General features: G+C 70.4%; 16 protein-coding genes. 14 read left to right on the plus strand and 2 right to left on the minus strand.

Going from position 1 to position 16,522, the window contains the following annotated elements; genetic code table 11:
* The first annotated feature begins 16 nt into the window (after window positions 1-16).
* The 5 genes from SM116_RS08985 to leuA all read left to right on the plus strand — a co-directional run bounded on the left by SM116_RS08985 (window position 17) and on the right by leuA (window position 5,681).
* Entirely contained in the window at window positions 17-1,060 is a 1,044-nt protein-coding gene (locus tag SM116_RS08985) for a PhoH family protein (RefSeq protein WP_320944143.1), read from the plus strand.
* Window positions 1,057-1,527, plus strand: coding sequence for an rRNA maturation RNase YbeY (gene ybeY, locus SM116_RS08990; protein ID WP_320940656.1), 471 nt, complete (start codon window positions 1,057-1,059; stop codon window positions 1,525-1,527). The genes SM116_RS08985 and ybeY overlap by 4 nt, the downstream gene beginning before the upstream one ends.
* Window positions 1,524-2,831, plus strand: coding sequence for a hemolysin family protein (locus SM116_RS08995; protein WP_320940657.1), 1,308 nt, complete (start codon window positions 1,524-1,526; stop codon window positions 2,829-2,831). The genes ybeY and SM116_RS08995 overlap by 4 nt, the downstream gene beginning before the upstream one ends.
* A complete protein-coding gene (era, locus tag SM116_RS09000) occupies window positions 2,824-3,723 on the plus strand; it encodes a GTPase Era (protein WP_320940658.1) in 900 nt (299 codons plus the stop codon). The genes SM116_RS08995 and era overlap by 8 nt, the downstream gene beginning before the upstream one ends.
* Before the next feature lie 194 nt (window positions 3,724-3,917).
* Window positions 3,918-5,681, plus strand: coding sequence for a 2-isopropylmalate synthase (gene leuA / locus SM116_RS09005; RefSeq protein WP_320940659.1), 1,764 nt, complete (start codon window positions 3,918-3,920; stop codon window positions 5,679-5,681).
* A 42-nt stretch (window positions 5,682-5,723) separates the two neighbouring features.
* Here the strand turns inward: leuA and SM116_RS09010 are convergent, their stop codons facing one another.
* Window positions 5,724-6,425 carry a trimeric intracellular cation channel family protein gene (locus SM116_RS09010; protein ID WP_320940660.1) on the minus strand — a complete coding sequence of 234 codons (702 nt, stop codon included), beginning with the start codon at window positions 6,423-6,425 and terminating at the stop codon, window positions 5,724-5,726.
* A 36-nt stretch (window positions 6,426-6,461) separates the two neighbouring features.
* On the opposite strand from SM116_RS09010, the gene recO reads away from it, so the two are divergent.
* The 5 genes from recO (at window position 6,462) to SM116_RS09035 (ending at window position 10,469) form a co-directional block, all read left to right on the plus strand.
* Complete coding sequence (recO, locus tag SM116_RS09015) at window positions 6,462-7,187, plus strand: DNA repair protein RecO (protein ID WP_320940661.1); 726 nt, start codon at window positions 6,462-6,464, stop codon at window positions 7,185-7,187.
* Window positions 7,184-7,987, plus strand: coding sequence for an isoprenyl transferase (locus tag SM116_RS09020; RefSeq protein ID WP_320940662.1), 804 nt, complete (start codon window positions 7,184-7,186; stop codon window positions 7,985-7,987). The genes recO and SM116_RS09020 overlap by 4 nt, the downstream gene beginning before the upstream one ends.
* 93 nt (window positions 7,988-8,080) lie before the next feature.
* Window positions 8,081-8,779: a hypothetical protein gene (locus SM116_RS09025; RefSeq protein WP_320940663.1), complete on the plus strand. Its 699-nt coding sequence runs from the start codon at window positions 8,081-8,083 to the stop codon at window positions 8,777-8,779.
* Window positions 8,776-9,735 (plus strand): hypothetical protein, encoded by a 960-nt coding sequence (locus tag SM116_RS09030; protein ID WP_320940664.1) that lies wholly within the window; start codon window positions 8,776-8,778, stop codon window positions 9,733-9,735. The genes SM116_RS09025 and SM116_RS09030 overlap by 4 nt, the downstream gene beginning before the upstream one ends.
* A 47-nt stretch (window positions 9,736-9,782) precedes the next feature.
* Window positions 9,783-10,469 (plus strand): DsbA family oxidoreductase, encoded by a 687-nt coding sequence (locus tag SM116_RS09035; RefSeq protein WP_320940665.1) that lies wholly within the window; start codon window positions 9,783-9,785, stop codon window positions 10,467-10,469.
* 13 nt (window positions 10,470-10,482) lie between these two features.
* Here SM116_RS09035 and SM116_RS09040 read toward each other — a convergent pair whose 3' ends face one another.
* Complete coding sequence (locus SM116_RS09040) at window positions 10,483-10,989, minus strand: glutathione peroxidase (protein WP_320940666.1); 507 nt, start codon at window positions 10,987-10,989, stop codon at window positions 10,483-10,485.
* A gap of 98 nt (window positions 10,990-11,087) precedes the next feature.
* Here SM116_RS09040 and dusB point away from each other — a divergent pair, with 98 nt between their 5' ends.
* The 4 genes from dusB to SM116_RS09060 are packed head-to-tail and all read left to right on the plus strand — an operon-like array spanning window position 11,088 to window position 16,465.
* On the plus strand, window positions 11,088-12,248 hold the full coding sequence (gene dusB, locus SM116_RS09045) for a tRNA dihydrouridine synthase DusB (protein WP_320940667.1): 1,161 nt from the start codon (window positions 11,088-11,090) through the stop codon (window positions 12,246-12,248).
* On the plus strand, window positions 12,238-13,602 hold the full coding sequence (locus SM116_RS09050) for a deoxyguanosinetriphosphate triphosphohydrolase (protein WP_320940668.1): 1,365 nt from the start codon (window positions 12,238-12,240) through the stop codon (window positions 13,600-13,602). Before dusB ends, SM116_RS09050 begins: the two co-directional genes overlap by 11 nt.
* On the plus strand, window positions 13,602-15,644 hold the full coding sequence (gene dnaG / locus SM116_RS09055; RefSeq protein WP_320940669.1) for a DNA primase: 2,043 nt from the start codon (window positions 13,602-13,604) through the stop codon (window positions 15,642-15,644). The genes SM116_RS09050 and dnaG overlap by 1 nt, the downstream gene beginning before the upstream one ends.
* A gap of 32 nt (window positions 15,645-15,676) precedes the next feature.
* A complete protein-coding gene (locus tag SM116_RS09060) occupies window positions 15,677-16,465 on the plus strand; it encodes an ATP-binding cassette domain-containing protein (RefSeq protein ID WP_320940670.1) in 789 nt (262 codons plus the stop codon).
* Window positions 16,466-16,522: the final 57 nt, after the last annotated feature.

A 16,522-nucleotide genomic window follows, 5' to 3' on the forward strand; every position in this document is an offset into this window, starting at 1 on the left:
CGCCGACGGCGTGGCGATGGTGCAGCTGCTCGGCCCGCAGGACCGCCTGCTGCGCGTCGTGGAGCGCGAGCATCCCGATGTCGACGTCCATGTGCGCGGCAACGAGATCGCGCTGCGCGGGGATGCGGCGGCCGTCGCCTCCGCCCGGGAGCTCGTCGAGGAGCTGATCTCCATGGCACGCGCGGGCCAGGGCCTGGATCCGGTCGATGTCGTCTCGTCGAGCCGCATCCTGCAGTCCGACAGCGGCTCGCGCCCCTCCGACGTCCTCGGCGAGGCCATCCTCAGCTCGCGCGGCAAGGTGATCCGCCCGAAGACCGTCGGCCAGAAGGCCTACGTCGACGCGATCGACGAGAACACCATCGTCTTCGGCATCGGCCCGGCCGGAACGGGCAAGACCTACCTCGCGATGGCGAAGGCGGTCCAGGCGCTGCAGCGCAAGGAGGTCAGCCGCATCATCCTGAGCCGCCCCGCGATCGAGGCGGGCGAGCGGCTCGGATTCCTCCCCGGCACCCTCAATGACAAGATCGACCCGTATCTGCGGCCGCTCTACGACGCGCTCAACGAGATGATGGACCCCGAGCTGGTCCCGAAGCTCATGGCGACCGGCACGATCGAGGTCGCGCCGCTCGCGTACATGCGGGGACGCACGCTCAACGACTCGTTCGTCGTGCTCGACGAGGCGCAGAACACGACGCCCGAGCAGATGAAGATGTTCCTCACGCGCCTGGGCTTCGGCACGCGGATGGTCGTCACCGGCGACATCACGCAGATCGACCTTCCGCAGGGAGCCTCCGGGCTGCGGCTCGTGACGCGGGTGCTCAGGAACATCGACGACATCGACTTCTCGTACCTGACGAGCGAGGACGTCGTGCGCCACACCCTCGTCGGCCGCATCGTCGACGCCTACACGGAGTACGACGAGACCCGGCTCTCGGCACGGCGCGAGCGCGACGAGGCGGCCGAGTTCGCCAACCGGGCCGAGCGCCGCAGCGCCCAGCATGCTCGAAACCAGGGCGGGGCCGGCCCGCGCGATCACCTGCCCGGGAGGCCACGCCGATGACCATCGAGATCACCAACGAATCGGGCTACGAGGTCGACGAGACCGTGCTGCTGCGGCTCATGGAGTACGACCTCGCACAGCTCCACGTGAGCCCGGACGCCGACCTCGCGATCCTGCTCGTGGACGAGGGCGCGATGGAGGCGCTCCACGTGCAGTGGATGGACGAGCCCGGGCCGACCGACGTCCTGAGCTTCCCGATGGACGAGCTGCGACCGGGCACCGAGGACATGCCGACGCCGCCCGGGCTCCTCGGCGACATCGTGCTGTGCCCGCAAGTGGCCGAGACGCAGGCTGCGGCCGCGAAGCACACCACCCTCGACGAGCTCGTTCTGCTGACGACCCACGGGCTGCTCCACCTGCTCGGCTACGACCACGCCGAGCCGGACGAGAAGCGCGAGATGTTCGCCCTCCAGGGCGAGCTGATCTCCGGATTCCAGGCCGCGGAGCGTCGCCGGCCGCGCACATGACCGCGGTCCTCCTCCTGCTCGCCGCGCTCGCACTCGTCGCCTTCGGCGGCCTCATGGCGGCCGATGACGCGGCCCTCGGTGTGACGTCCCGCCAGGACCTGCTCGAGCTCGCCGACGAGGGCGCGCGCAGCGCGCACTCGCTGCGCCGCATCGCCGAGGACACTCCCGCGCACCTCAACGCCGTCGTCTTCATGCGCGTGTTCGTCGAGACGGCGGCCGCCGTGCTCGTCACGGTCGCGTTCACGCTGCTGTTCGACAGCATCTGGTGGGCGATGCTCGCCGCCGTGGTGCTCATGACCGGCACGTCCTTCGTCGTCGTGGGTGCGAGCCCGCGTCAGACCGGCCGGCGGCACGCGAAGCGGCTGCTGCGGGCGACGGCACCCGTCGTCCGCGCCGTGCGCGTCATCCTCGGCCCGCTCGCGCATGGTCTCGTCGCCCTCGGCTCACGCTTCTCGCCGGGTGGTCGCAGCGCGTCCTTCACGACCGAGGAGCAGCTGCTCAGCATGGTGGACGAGGCCGCCTCGAACGACCTCATCGAGGAGGACGACCGCGAGCTCATCCATTCCGTCTTCGACTTCACCGACACATACGTGCGCGCCGTCATGGTGCCGCGCACCGACATGGTGACGGTGGATGCGGCGGCCCGCACCCGCGAGGCGATGGCCCTGTTCCTCGAGCGCGGCGTGTCCCGGATGCCGGTCGTCGACGCCGACGACATCGTGGGCGTGCTGTACCTGAAGGATCTCGTGCAGTTCGGCTTCCGCGACGAGACGGGATGGCGGGATGCGCTGATCGCGCCGATCGCCCGGCCCCCGGTGTTCGTGCCGGAGTCGATGCGGGCGGAGACGCTGCTCCAGCAGATGAAGCTCGAGGCGGTGCACGTGTGCATCGTCGTGGACGAGTACGGCGGCATCGCCGGGCTCGTCACGCTGGAGGACCTCATCGAGGAGCTCGTGGGCGAGATCTCCGACGAGTACGACTCCCGCCTGCGCGAGGTCGTGGAGCTCGAGCCGGGCCGCTATCGCGTGAGCGCCAGACTGTCGCTCGACGAGGTCGGCGAGCTCTTCGGGCTCGACATCGACGACGACGACGTGGACTCGATCGGCGGCCTGCTCGGCAAGGCGCTCGGCCGCGTCCCGCAGACCGGCGCCTCCGCCGAGGCCTACGGCCTCGTGCTCACGGGCGGGGCCTCGCGCGGCCGCGGCCGTGGCATCGCCACGGTGTTCGTCGAGAAGGCGGCGGATGACCGGCATCCCCGTTCGGGCGAGATCAAGACGCTGAAGAAGGATGACGCACATGACTGACGAGAACTTCCGCTCCGGCTTCGTGACGTTCGTGGGACGGCCGAACGTCGGCAAGTCCACTCTCACGAACGCGCTCGTGGGCGAGAAGGTCGCCATCACGAGCGACAAGCCGCAGACGACGCGCCGCGCGATCCGTGGCATCCTGAACCGCCCGTCCGGCCAGCTCGTGATCGTGGACACCCCGGGGCTCCACCGGCCGCGCACGCTCCTCGGCCAGCGGCTCAACGACCTCGTCGAGCAGGTGTTGGGCGACGTCGACGTCATCGCGTTCTGCGTGCCCGCGACCGAGAAGGTCGGTCCTGGAGACCGTCGCATCGCCGAATCGCTCAACGGCTATCCGCGCGCGAAGAAGGTCGCGATCGTGACGAAGACGGATGCGGCGGCCCGCGACCAGATCGCCGAGAGGCTGATCGAGGTCGACCAGCTGCGCGAGGACTGGGCGGCCGTCATCCCGCTCTCGGCGCTGACGAACGACCAGCTCGACGTGCTGACCGACGAGCTGCTGCAGCTCATGCCCGTGGGGACTGCGCTGTACCCCGAGGGCGTCGTGACCGACGAGTCGACCGAGGACCGGATCGCCGAGATCATCCGCGAGGCGGCTCTGGAGGGCGTCCGCGACGAGCTTCCGCACTCCATCGCTGTCGTCGTGCAGGACGTGTCCGAGCGCGAGGACAGCGACCTCACCGACATCTACGCCGACATCGTGGTGGAGCGCGACAGTCAGAAGGCCATCATCATCGGCAAGAAGGGCTCGCGACTGAAGGATGTCGGGGCCCGCGCCCGTGCCGGGATCGAGCCGCTCATCGACTCTCGCGTCTTCCTCTCGCTGCACGTGAAGGTGGCGAAGGAATGGCAGCGCGACCCGAAGCAGCTCGGGCGGCTGGGCTTCTGACGGCCGTCCGGGACTGCGCATTCTGCATCCGATGCCCGTGCGGGTCGCTTCGAACCTGAGCATCCTGCTAGCATCGGTGCATGCGCTTCGGCCAGCTCCTTCTTAGCTGCCGCGACGAGGCCTCGATCTAAGGGCCTTCCTCGTCGCGGAGCTCGGTGTTGGCCCGCCTCATCTGACGAGAGAAAAGCGACATCATGGACAACACCCAGAAGCCCTCCGGCATGCCGATCCACAAGTACCGGCCGTTCCACGAGCAGATCCGCGTCGAGCTGCCCGACCGCACGTGGCCGACCAAGCGCATCACCGCCGCGCCGCGCTGGTGCGCCGTCGATCTGCGCGACGGGAACCAGGCGCTCATCGACCCCATGAGCCCCGAGCGCAAGCGCATCATGTTCGATCTGCTCGTGAGCATGGGCTACAAGGAGATCGAGGTCGGATTCCCCTCCGCGAGCCAGACCGACTTCGACTTCGTGCGCCAGCTGATCGAGGAGGACCTCATCCCCGAGGACGTCACGATCCAGGTGCTGACGCAGGCGCGCGAGCACCTCATCGCGCGCACCTACGAGGCGATCGCCGGCGCGAAGCAGGCCATCGTGCACCTGTACAACTCGACGAGCATCCTGCAGCGCGAGGTCGTCTTCCGCACCGACACGCAGGGCATCATCGACATCGCCGTCGAGGGCGCGCGCCTGTGCCGTGAGTTCGAGAAGCGCATCCCCGAGACGCGGGTCTACTACGAGTACTCGCCGGAGAGCTACACGGGCACCGAGCTCGAGTTCGCGGTGGACGTCTGCAACCAGGTGCTGGAGATCTTCGAGCCGACGCCCGACCGCAAGGTCATCATCAATCTGCCGGCCACCGTCGAGATGGCGACGCCGAACGTCTACGCCGACTCGATCGAGTGGATGAACCGCCACCTCGCCCACCGCGAGAACGTGATCCTGTCGCTGCACCCGCACAACGACCGCGGCACGGCCGTCGCGGCCGCCGAGCTCGGCTACATGGCGGGTGCGGACCGCATCGAGGGATGCCTGTTCGGCAACGGCGAGCGCACCGGCAACGTCGACCTGGTGACGCTGGGCGTCAACCTGTTCACGCAGGGCATCGACCCGCAGATCGACTTCAGCGACATCGACCAGATCAAGCGCACGGTCGAGTACTGCAATCAGCTGCCGGTGCCCGAGCGCAGCCCGTGGGGCGGCGACCTGGTCTTCACCGCGTTCAGCGGCTCGCACCAGGACGCCATCAAGAAGGGCTTCGAGGCGATGGATGCGCGCGCCGAGGCCGCGGGCGTGTCCGTCGACGAGATCGAGTGGGCCGTTCCGTACCTGCCCATCGATCCGAAGGACCTGGGCCGTTCGTACGAGGCGGTCATCCGCGTGAACTCCCAGTCCGGCAAGGGCGGCGTCGCCTACCTGCTGAAGACCGACCACGCGCTCGACCTGCCGCGCCGCCTGCAGATCGAGTTCTCGGGCGTCGTGCAGGCGAAGACGGATGCCGAGGGCGGCGAGGTCACGAGCGACCAGATCTGGGCCGTCTTCCAGGACGAGTACCTGCCGTCGGTGAACCCGGCCGACCGCTGGGGCCGCTTCGAGCTGCTGTCCACGCGCACGCAGAGCGACATGACCGGGGACGTGCGCCTGGATGTCGCGCTGCGCGACGACGACGAGCGGGTCGAGGCGAGCGGCAACGGGAACGGGCCTATCGCGGCGTTCCTCGAGATCGTCCGCGGGCGGGGCTTCGACATCTCGCTGTACGACTACGTCGAGCACACGCTCTCCAGCGGCGGTGACGCACAGGCCGCGGCGTACGTCGAACTGCAGGTGGACGGCGATCGCCTGTGGGGCGTCGGCATCGATGGTGACATCTCGACGGCGTCGCTCAAGGCTGTGGTCTCGGCGGTCAACCGCGCGATCCGCGCCCGCCGCGGGGCCGCGCACGAGCTCGCGGCGGTCTGAGCACCCGGCTCCGCCGCGGCCGCACTGTCGCGGCGGAGCGGCTCACTCGGTCTCGGTCGGAGGCTTGACGATCGGGATGGCGCTCGTCTCCACCGCCACTTTGCGGCGGTAGAGCATGCGCTGCTCCGGCAGCGAGAGATCGAAGATCACCGCGAGCAGGCGCACGACCGTGGTCACGGCGATCCCGGCGATCGCTGCGGCGGATGGCGGCGCGCCGAGCTGCTGCAGCGCCGCGAGCACGACGCATCCGCCGCCGGCCGCCACCGCGTAGAGGGAGCCGACGTGCATGATCGCGACGGGAAGTCCCACGAGGATGTCGCGCAGCACCCCGCCGCCGACCGCCGCGCACACACCGACGAAGACGGCGGGCACGACGGGGAGCCCGAGAGTCAGGGCCTTGCTGGTGCCGAACGCGCCGAAGAGGCCGATGACGACGGCGTCCAGCGCGATGATCGCCGCGTTGAGACGCTGGAACACTCCCGCCAGCAGCATCCCCACAAGGGCTGCGCCGGTCGCCGTGAGCAGATACCAGTTGCTCTGCAGGGAGGCCGGGAGCACGTTCAGGAGCAGGTCGCGGATGAGACCGCCGCCCATCCCGACCATGATGCCGATGATCGCGACCCCGAGGAGGTCCAGGCGGCGCTGTCCGCGGAAGCCGGACGCGAACAGCGCCCCCTGGAGTCCACCGAGGCCGACACCGAGAAGATCCGCCCACAGCGGGATGACGAATGTCGGCTCGTTCACGCATCCATTGTCCTGCCCGCCCGGGATAATCGATGTGTGCCCACCTACCGTGACGAGATCGTCGTGCTGCGCACGCACAAGCTCGGCGAGGCGGATCGCATCGTCACGATGCTGAGCCGCACCCACGGCAAGGTGCGCGCCGTCGCCAAGGGCGTGCGGCGCACGTCGTCGCGCTTCGGCGCTCGGCTCGAGCCGTTCATGGTGGCCGATGTCCAGCTGTACGTGGGCCGCTCGCTCGACATCGTGCAGCAGGCCGAGTCGCTCGGCTCCTACGGCGCCGAGATCGTCGCCCACTACGACCGCTTCACGTCGGCGAGCGCCATGGTCGAGGCGGCCGACAGGCTGAATGAGGCCGAAGCGACCCCCCAGCAGTATCTGCTGCTCGTGGGCGGGCTGCGAGCCCTCTCGCACGGCGAGCATGCGGCGCGCAGCATCCTCGATTCGTATCTCCTCCGCGCCATGGCGCTGTCCGGCTGGGCACCGGGTCTCCACGACTGCGCACGCTGCGGCAAGACCGGCCCGCACGAATGGTTCGTCGCCCAGCTCGGGGGCATCGTGTGCCGCGACTGCGCGCCGGCGGGTTCGGCCCGCGTCACGCCCGAGGCGGGAGCGGTCATGCGCGCACTGCTCTCCGGGGAGTGGGATGTGGTGGATGCGGCGCCCGAGCAGGCGACCGCGGCGGCATCCGGCATGATCGCCGCCTACGTCCAGTGGCATCTGGAGCGCGGCATCCGTTCGCTCGAGCACGTGGAGGCGGGATGACCCCGAAGCCGTTCACCAGCAAGGAGGCGGCCCCGTATCGCCCCCTCGACTGGACGGGGGTCCACCCGCCGGACTTCCCCAAGGGATCGGTGCCCGCGCATGTCGCGATCGTGATGGACGGCAACGGCCGCTGGGCGAACCGCCGCGGCCTCTCGCGCATCGAGGGGCACAAGGCGGGGGAGGAGGTCATCCTCGACGTGGTCGCCGGCGCGATCCAGGCCGGGGTGACGCACCTGTCCCTCTACGCCTTCTCGACCGAGAACTGGGCGCGCTCGCCCGATGAGGTCCGGTTCCTCATGGGGTTCAACCGCGACGTGCTGCGTCGCCGCCGCGACCAGCTCAACGAGTGGAACGTGCGGGTGCGCTGGGCCGGGCGCAAGCCGCGGCTGTGGGGTTCGGTCGTCAAGGAGCTGCAGATCGCCGAGCAGCTCACGCGGCACAACACGGGTCTGACCCTGACGATGTGCGTGAACTACGGCGGCCGCGTCGAGCTCGTCGATGCCATGCGCTCGCTCGGCGAGGAGATCGCCGCGGGCCGGCTCAAGCCGTCCGCGATCACGGAGAAGCTCATCCAGCGCAACCTGTACGTGTCCGGCATGCCGGACGTCGACCTCTTCGTGCGATCGAGCGGTGAGCAGCGGACGTCGAACTTCATGCTCTGGGAGTCGGCGTACGCGGAGTTCGTCTTCCTCGATACCCTGTGGCCGGACTTCACGCGCCGGGAGCTGTGGAGCGCGATCCAGCTCTACCTCGACCGCGACCGCCGGTTCGGCGGGGCGATCGACGCGCCCGCTCTCTGACGATCGACCCGCTGCGCTCGCGACCGGTGTATCTTCTGCCGTGTCAGGGCCCTCTCCATCGTGAAGGCCCCGGGGCGACGAGGGGGTGCCCGTATGACGTTGCGCAGATTCCGTGCGACCGCGGCGATCCTGTTCGCGGTGACGCTTCTTCCGCTCGCTGTCGGATGCGCGCCGCAGTCCCCGTCGGGGGGCGCGCCGGTGGTGACCCAGCAGGGCAACCCCGACACCGGCGGCTCCGACCAGGGCGGCACGGATCAGGGGCAGACGGAGGGCGCCCCAGACCCCGGTCAGCCCGCGAAGGACGCGGGCATCGCGACGACGTTCGGCGGCCCGTCGCAGGGCGACCAGGGGACGAAGATCCTCGCGGACGACCAGGTGTGCAAGACGGTCGCCCTGTTCTGGGGGGCCGCCATCCCCGACGGTGTGACCTACCGCATCGACTCCGGCGTCGGAGCCGACGTCACGGGTGCGCGCCCGGTCCAGGTCGGCGGGCTGCAGGTGGCCCCCGGGCCCTGCGACGACCAGGGATCGCCCGACTGCCTGAGCACCACGCTCGACGCGCAGGGGCAGCCGGGCACCTGCAGCGTGGTCGTGCGGGTCGACTCGTCCCTCCATGAGGGCACCGCGCTGCTGTTCGTGGGGACGCTCACATGTCCGGACGCGGGCACGTGCCATGCCGTCGAGACGCGGGATGCACAGCAGGGACCGGCGGTGTTCGTGTGCAGTCCGGCCTGGCTGCAGGCCGATGACACGCGGCAGTGCGATGCGGGCACGTGGAAGGCCACCGGATGATGGCCCGCGCGCGGCGTCGGGCGCCGGCATCCCCCGCTCCCGCCGAGCCCGTCGACGCGACGCCAGACGAGGAACCCGCGCCCCCGCCCGCCCTGGGCTTCGAGAAGTGGATGGGATTCCTCTCCACGATCGTCGCTCCCGCGACGCTCATCACGGCGCTGCTGTTCTACTTCGGCTACGTCTCGTCCCGCACGTTCTTCCTGTACTTCGGCGTGGACGTGGACATGCTGGGCCTCAGCACGCAGCAGTTCGTGATGCGCAGCCCGGGGGCCCTGTTCATCCCGGTGATGGTGCTGCTGATCCTCGCCTCCGTGCTGATCCTGGTGCACCATGTCGTGCGCCGACGGCTGCTGCGCCGGCCGGAGGCCTCCCGTCGTCGCGCGGTGCGCGCCATCGCGTGGGCGGGCGGCATCCTCCTCGGTATCGGCCTCGCGCTCGCGTTCGGCTATGCGCTGATCGGCACGTGGGATCTCTACGCGCTCGCGACGTCCGTCTGCCTCGCCGCGGGGGCCGGCCTGAGCGCCTACGCCGCCGCGACGTCCCGGGCCGTGGCCGGCGGAACGCAGGGCCGCGCGGTCGTCGTGCTCCTGGTGGCCGTCATGGTCGCCGGCACGTTCTGGGCGACGGCCACGATCGCCGAGTTCTGGGGGAGAGGCCAAGCGCGCGTGCTGGCCGCCGACCTGTCGACGCTGCCCGCCGTCGTCCTCGACACGAAGGAGCGGCTCTTCCCCGGCAACGACGCGATCACCGTCACGTCGCTCGCGCCCGATACGAAGGACGACGCGGGCAAGTATCTGTACCGCTATTTCGGGCTGCGGCTGCTCGTGCGCGGGGGCGACTACCTGTTCCTCGTGCCCGATCACTGGTCGAAGGATGCGTCCACCCTCGTGTTGCCGATCGGCGACGATATCCGCGTCCGGTTCCGGTTCTTCCCCGACGCCAACCCGCCGGACTGAGCCCCGCGGGGGAATACCTCCCGCAGCGGGTCGTGTTGGATGGTGGTGTGACGGATGCCATCAAGATCGACGTGTGGTCGGACATCGCCTGCCCGTGGTGCTACATCGGCAAGCGCAACCTCGAGAACGGGCTCGCCGCCGCGGCGGCGGATGACGACGCTCCGCAGGTGGAAGTCGAGTACCACTCGTTCGAGCTCTCACCCGACACCCCTGTCGACTTCGAGGGCGGCGAGGCCGACTACCTCGCGACCCACAAGGGCATCTCCGCCGCACAGGCCGAGCAGATGCTCCGCCGCGTGACCGGTGTCGCGGCCGACGCCGGCCTGACGTACCGCTTCGACCTGCTCCAGCACACGAACACCGTGAAGGCCCACGAGCTGCTGCACTTCGCCAAGGCGCACGGGATGCAGCTGCCCCTCGCAGAGCGCCTGATGTCGGCGTACTTCACCGAGGGCCGCCACGTCGGTCAGGACGACGAACTCGTCGCGCTCGCGGCCGAGGTCGGCCTCGACGCGGACGCGGCCCGCCGTGCGCTCGAAGAGCACGAGTATCTCGACGACGTGCGCGCCGACGAGGAGCAGGCACGTGCCTACGGGATCAACGGCGTGCCGTTCTTCGTCATCGACGGGAAGTACGGCGTGAGCGGTGCCCAGCCGGCCGACGCGTTCGCGCAGATCGTCCGCCAGGTGTGGGCCGAGCACGCGGACGCCACCGCCGGCGAAGCCGTCGCGTAGGAGCGGCGCCGACCTACCGGCGGGGCAGACTGTCCTCGATCACGCGGACGATCGCCGGGTCGTCCGGCTTGGTCTGCGGGCGGAACCGGTGCAGGTCGCCGGCCGGCGTCAGCACGAACTTCTCGAAGTTCCAGTGGATGCGACCGGTGGCGCCCTCGGCATCCGGAGTCGCCTTCAGCGCCTTGTACAGCGGAGCGGCCTTGGGGCCGTTGACCTTGACCTTGTCGGCGATCGGGAAGCTCACGCCCCACGTCATCGCGCAGTAGTCCAGGATCTCGTCCATCGAGCCGGGCTCCTGGCCCATGAACTGGTTGCACGGGAAGCCGAGGACGGTGAACCCGCGCTCGCCGTACGTGCGCTGAAGCTGCTCGAGCTGCTCGTACTGGGGCGTGAGCCCGCACTTGGACGCCACGTTGACGATGAGCACGACCTCGTCGGCGTAGTCGCCGAGGGTGGCGGTGCTGCCGTCCGCCGTGGTGAAGGGGATGTCGCGCAGATCGGGGTGGGAGTCCTGGGGCATGCCTTCAGGCTAAGCCCGCTCGGACGGGTCGGGCGCCGCGCCGGGCGCTCCCTGGGGACGGTCAGCCGTCCCACGCCTGCGTCTGGGAGAATGACCGAGTGACTTCTGCGCTCGCGCCCGCCCGTGCCCTGCGCATCGGGCCGATCGAGCTCGATGCGCCCGTCGTGCTCGCCCCCATGGCCGGCATCACCAACACCGCATTCCGGCGCTTGTGCCGCGAGTACGGCGCGGGCCTGTACGTCAGCGAGATGATCACCTCGCGGGCGCTCGTCGAGCGCAACGTCACCACGATGCGGCTCATCCGTCATCACGAGTCCGAGACGCCGCGCTCGATCCAGCTCTACGGCGTCGATCCGAAGACGATCGCGGATGCCGTGCGGATCATCGTCGCCGAAGACCACGCCGACCACATCGACCTGAACTTCGGCTGCCCCGTGCCCAAGGTGACGCGCAAGGGGGGCGGCTCGGCACTGCCCTGGAAGACGGGTCTCTTCCGCGACATCGTCGAGGGCGCCGTCCGCGCCGCGGGTGATATCCCGCTCACGGTCAAGATGCGCAAGGGCATCGACGCCGACCATCTGACGTACCTCGATGCCGGACGCATCGCCGAGGACGCCGGTGTCGCCGCGGTCGCCCTGCACGGCCGCACCGCGTCGGAGTTCTACTCCGGCACCGCCGACTGGTCGGCGATCGCGAAGCTCAAGGAGACCGTGACGAGCGTGCCCGTGCTCGGCAACGGCGACATCTGGTCGGCGCACGACGCCGTCCGCATGATGGCGGAGACAGGATGCGACGGTGTCGTCGTGGGTCGTGGATGCCTCGGCCGCCCGTGGCTGTTCGGCGACCTCGCCCGTGCGCTCGGCCCCGAGACGGACTCGATGCCCGTGGACGCCACCCTCGGCTTCGTCGCACAGGCCTTCCGGCGGCACGCGGAGCTCCTCGTGGAATTCTTCGAAGACGAGGGCCGGGGATGCCGCGACATCCGCAAGCACGTGGCGTGGTACTTCAAGGGGTATCCCGTGGGCGGCGACACCCGCGCGCAGCTCGCGACCGCGTCGAGCCTCGCCGAGATCGACGACCTGCTGGCCACTCTCGACGGGGAGGCACCGTATCCGGGTGCCGCCGCCGAGGGTCAGCGCGGCCGTGCCGGCACCCCGAAGCGTCCGGCGCTGCCGGACGGCTGGCTCGATTCGCGCGAGCTGGGCGAAGACGCATCCTGCACGCTCCTCGAAGCGGAGCTCGACACCAGTGGCGGCTGAGCTGCCGGCGCAGACGGCATCCCGTCCCGCCGGCTACGGCGATGCCGACGCCGAGCGCTTCCACTCCGAACGGCACCGGTCGCAGCGCGACGACTTCGCCCGGGATCGCGCGCGCGTCCTGCACTCCGCCGCGCTGCGGCGGCTCGCCGCCAAGACGCAGGTCCTGAGCCCCGCGAGCCCCGCGGATTTCGCGCGCAATCGCCTCACCCACTCGCTGGAGGTCGCGCAGGTCGGCCGGGAGCTCGCGACCGCGCTGCAGCTCGCGCCCGACGTCGTCGACACGGCGTGCCTCAGCCACGACCTCGGGCACCCGCCGTTCGGCCACAACGGCGAGCGCGCCATGAACGAGTGGGCCGAGGACATCGGCGGGTTCGAGGGCAACGCCCAGACCTTGCGCATCGTCACGCGGCTGGAGCCGAAGGTGTTCGACGCGGCAGGGCGCAGCGTCGGCCTCAACCTCACGCGGGCGAGCCTCGACGCCACGTGCAAATACCCCTGGACGGCCGCACATCCCCTGCCCGACCCCGGCGGCCGGCTGAAATTCGGCGTGTACCCCGACGACGAGCCGGTGTTCCACTGGATGCGCGCCGGTGCACCCGGACGGGTCCGCTGCATCGAGGCCGAGGTCATGGACCTGTCCGACGACATCGCGTACTCGGTGCACGACTTCGAGGATGCGATCGTCAACGGCTATCTCGACCCGTCGCGGCTCACCGCGCCCGGCGAGCACGAGACGCTCGTCACGGCGATCCAGTCGTGGGTCGGCTTCGACTTCGCACGCGACGAGCTCGCCGACGCCCTGCACCGCCTGACGAGCCTGCCCGAGTGGCTTCCGTCCTTCGACGGCTCGCGGCCGGCCCTGGCCAGGCTCAAGAACCTCACCTCCGACCTCATCGGCCGCTTCGCGCGTGCCGCCACCGGTGCGACGCGCGACATCTTCCCGACCTCGGAGCTCACCCGCTACCGCGCGCACGTCGTCGTGCCCCGTGTCGTCGAGGCCGAGATGGCGGTGCTGAAGGGCACCATCGGCGCGGCGGTCGTCACGATCGAGGGCCGCAAAGAGCTGTACCGCGAGCAGCGTCGGGTGCTCAAGCGCCTCGCGACCGCACTCTGGGAGCGGCCCGAGGAGCTCGACGCGGTGTACGCGGGCGATTTCGCGGCGGCGGAGACGGATGCGGCGCGCCGCCGTGTCGTCGTCGACCAGGTCGCGAGTCTCACGGATCAGCTCGCCATCGCGTGGCACCGGCGACTCGTCGGCGATGTGGATGCGGCATCCCTCGGCATCTGGGCGCCCGAGCCGCGGCATCCTGCCCCCGCCGCTCCGCCGGTCCCCGAGCCTGTCGAGGGGCTCTGATGCCCGGGCGCATCGCGCAGGCCGACGTCGACGAGGTCAAGGCGCGCACGAACATCGCCGACATCATCGGGGAGCGCGTCGCGCTGAAGTCCGCCGGCGTCGGGTCGCTCAAGGGCCTGTGCCCGTTCCACGACGAACGCACCCCGAGTTTCCACGTACGTCCGCAGGTGGGCTTCTATCACTGCTTCGGCTGCGACCAGTCCGGCGACGTGTACACGTTCCTGCGCGAGATCGACCACGTGAGCTTCCAGGAGGCCGTGGAGCGGCTCGCCGGGCGCATCGGCTACACACTCCACTACGAGGACGGGGGATCGGCGCCTGAGACGTCCGGCCGGACCCGCCTGTACGCGGCGAACGCCGCCGCGGCCGAATACTTCCGCGCACAGCTGATGACTCCCGAGGCCGACATCGGCCGGCGATTCCTGGGCGAGCGCGGGTTCGACGCCGGCGCGGCGGCCCACTTCGGCGTCGGCTACGCGCCGAAGGGCTGGTCCGGCATGCTGGACGCCCTCACTGCGCAGGGCTTCACGCGGGACGAGATGCTCGCGGCCGGTCTCGTCTCCCAGGGGCAGCGCGGGGTCTACGACCGGTTCCGCGGGCGCGTGATCTGGCCGATCCGCGACGTCACCGGGCAGGTGCTCGGCTTCGGCGCGCGTCGGCTGTTCGACGACGACAGCGGTCCGAAGTACCTCAACACTCCCGAGACGCAGCTCTACAAGAAGACCCAGGTTCTCTACGGACTCGACCTCGCGAAGCGCGACATCTCCCGCGGCGACCCGCGCCGGGTCGTCATCGTCGAGGGGTACACGGATGTCATGGCGTGCCACCTCGCGGGCGTGACCACAGCCGTGGCGACGTGCGGCACGGCGTTCGGCGCCGAGCACATGCGGATGCTGCGGCGCATCATGGGCGACGATGCGGCGGCTGAGGTGGTCTTCACGTTCGATCCGGATGCCGCGGGCCAGAAGGCCGCCGTTCGCGCCTTCGCCGAGACGCGTGAGCTGCAGGCGCAGAGCTTCGTCGCGGTCGCACCCGAGGGCCTCGACCCGTGCGACCTCCGGCTCCAGCGCGGCGACGGGGCCGTGGCATCCCTCATGGACACGAAGGTGCCCATGTTCGAGTTCGTCATCGACCAGCGGCTGAAGGGGTTCGACCTCGGCACGGTCGAAGGGCGGGCCGGCGCCCTGCGCGCCGCCGCTCCGATCGTCGCCGACATCCGCGACTCGGCGCTTCGCGCGGGCTACGTGCGTGTGCTGGCGCGTCGCATCGGGCTCGAGATCGCCGAGGTGACGGAGGCGGTCAACCGGGCGGGCCGCGCTGCGCGCTCGGAGGGCGCGCGCACCGAGGGAGGACGCACGGATGCCGGTCGCGATCCCCGTCGCGTCGACGGGGGTCGGCCGGACCAGGGACGCCGCGAGAACCGGGCACCCGAATCGGGACGATCGGGTGCCACCCGGCCGGGGAGCTCGCGACCGGACGCTGCTCGCCCCGGGCGACACGATGGCGAGTACGACGGGTACCGCGAGGTGACGGATGCGTATCCGCCCGACGATCTGCCGCCGATCAGGGTGTCGCTGACCACGCTGCCCAAGACGAAGGATGTCGCGCTCGAGCGCGACGCCGTCATGGGCTTCCTCCAGTACGGGCACCGCATCGAGCCCGACCTGCTGCAGCGGGCGGTCGACCTGCCGTTCCGCACACCCGCCCTCGACGCGGTGCGGTCGGTCGTGGCCTCCACCGCCGATCGCCGGCGCCCGGGCTGGGCGGTCGACGCCGTGTCCGCGGTGCGCGAGCCCTACCGGACGCTGGCGGCCGAGCTGCTCACCGCCGACTTCCCGGCGCGTGACGACGAGCACGCGGTGGCGTCGACGCGAGACCTCGCGCGCCAGCTCGTGCTGCGCGCGTTCGACGCAGACAAGGCCGAACTGCTGCGGACGATTCAGCGCGTGCCGGCCGACTCCGAGGAGGGCCGACGCGTGCGCGTCATGCTGCGTGAGCTCGACGCCGACCGCCAGCGCATCCTGGAGGAGATGCAGCAGTAGCGGAGCGACCCCGCGACAGGCAGGATGAGCACATGCTCCGCGCCGACGATGACGCCGTGATCCGCTGCTCCGACCTGTCGCTTCTGCGCGCCTCGGCGCGCGGCGGCGGGGCCTACCGCGTGATCGACGGTGTCTCGTTCGTTCTGCGGCCGGGTCGGACGCTCGCCGTCATGGGACCGGCGGGTGCGGGCAAGTCGAGCCTCGCGACGATCCTCGCCGGGGCGGACGACGCCGGCATCCGCATCGCGGGCGGCGCGGCGCAGGTGTTCGGCGCATCCGCGGAGCGTGGCGGACGCGCGCGCCGCGAGCGTCTGTACGCGACGGGCCTTGTGCCGCAGGATGCCGAATCCTCTCTGCCCGCACGGCTCAGCGTCGGGGAGATCATCGGGTCGCCGATCACGAGCCGCGACCGGCGGGTGAATCGACGCGCGCTCTCGCTGCGCATCGCGCGCCTCCTCGACGAACTGGGCCTCCCGCTCGGCTGCGCCGAGAAGTACCCCTACGAGCTGAGCGCCGGGATGCGCCAGCGCGTCGCGCTCGCCCGGGCCCTCATGCTCGACCCGCGGCTGCTGGTCGCGGACGAGCCGTTCCGCGGTCTGGATGTGACCGCGCGTCGCGCCGTGCTCGCCGCGATCCGGCGACGGACGGATGCCGCATCCCTCGCCGCCCTCGTGGTGACCAACGACGCTGAGGCCGTCGATGCGCTCGACGCCGACGTGCTCGTCCTGCATGCCGGACATCCCGTCGCACTCGGGCACGGAACGCGTGATCTCGTGTGGACGCCGAGCACCGAGACCGAGCGCCCGCTGATCGCCTCCTGATTTCGTTTCACCGGCGGCGGCTTGCTAAGATGTATGAGTTGTCCGCCGCAAGGTGGT

Origin of the sequence: Microbacterium rhizosphaerae, from assembly GCF_034120055.1 — a bacterium.
Lineage (GTDB): Bacteria > Actinomycetota > Actinomycetes > Actinomycetales > Microbacteriaceae > Microbacterium > Microbacterium rhizosphaerae.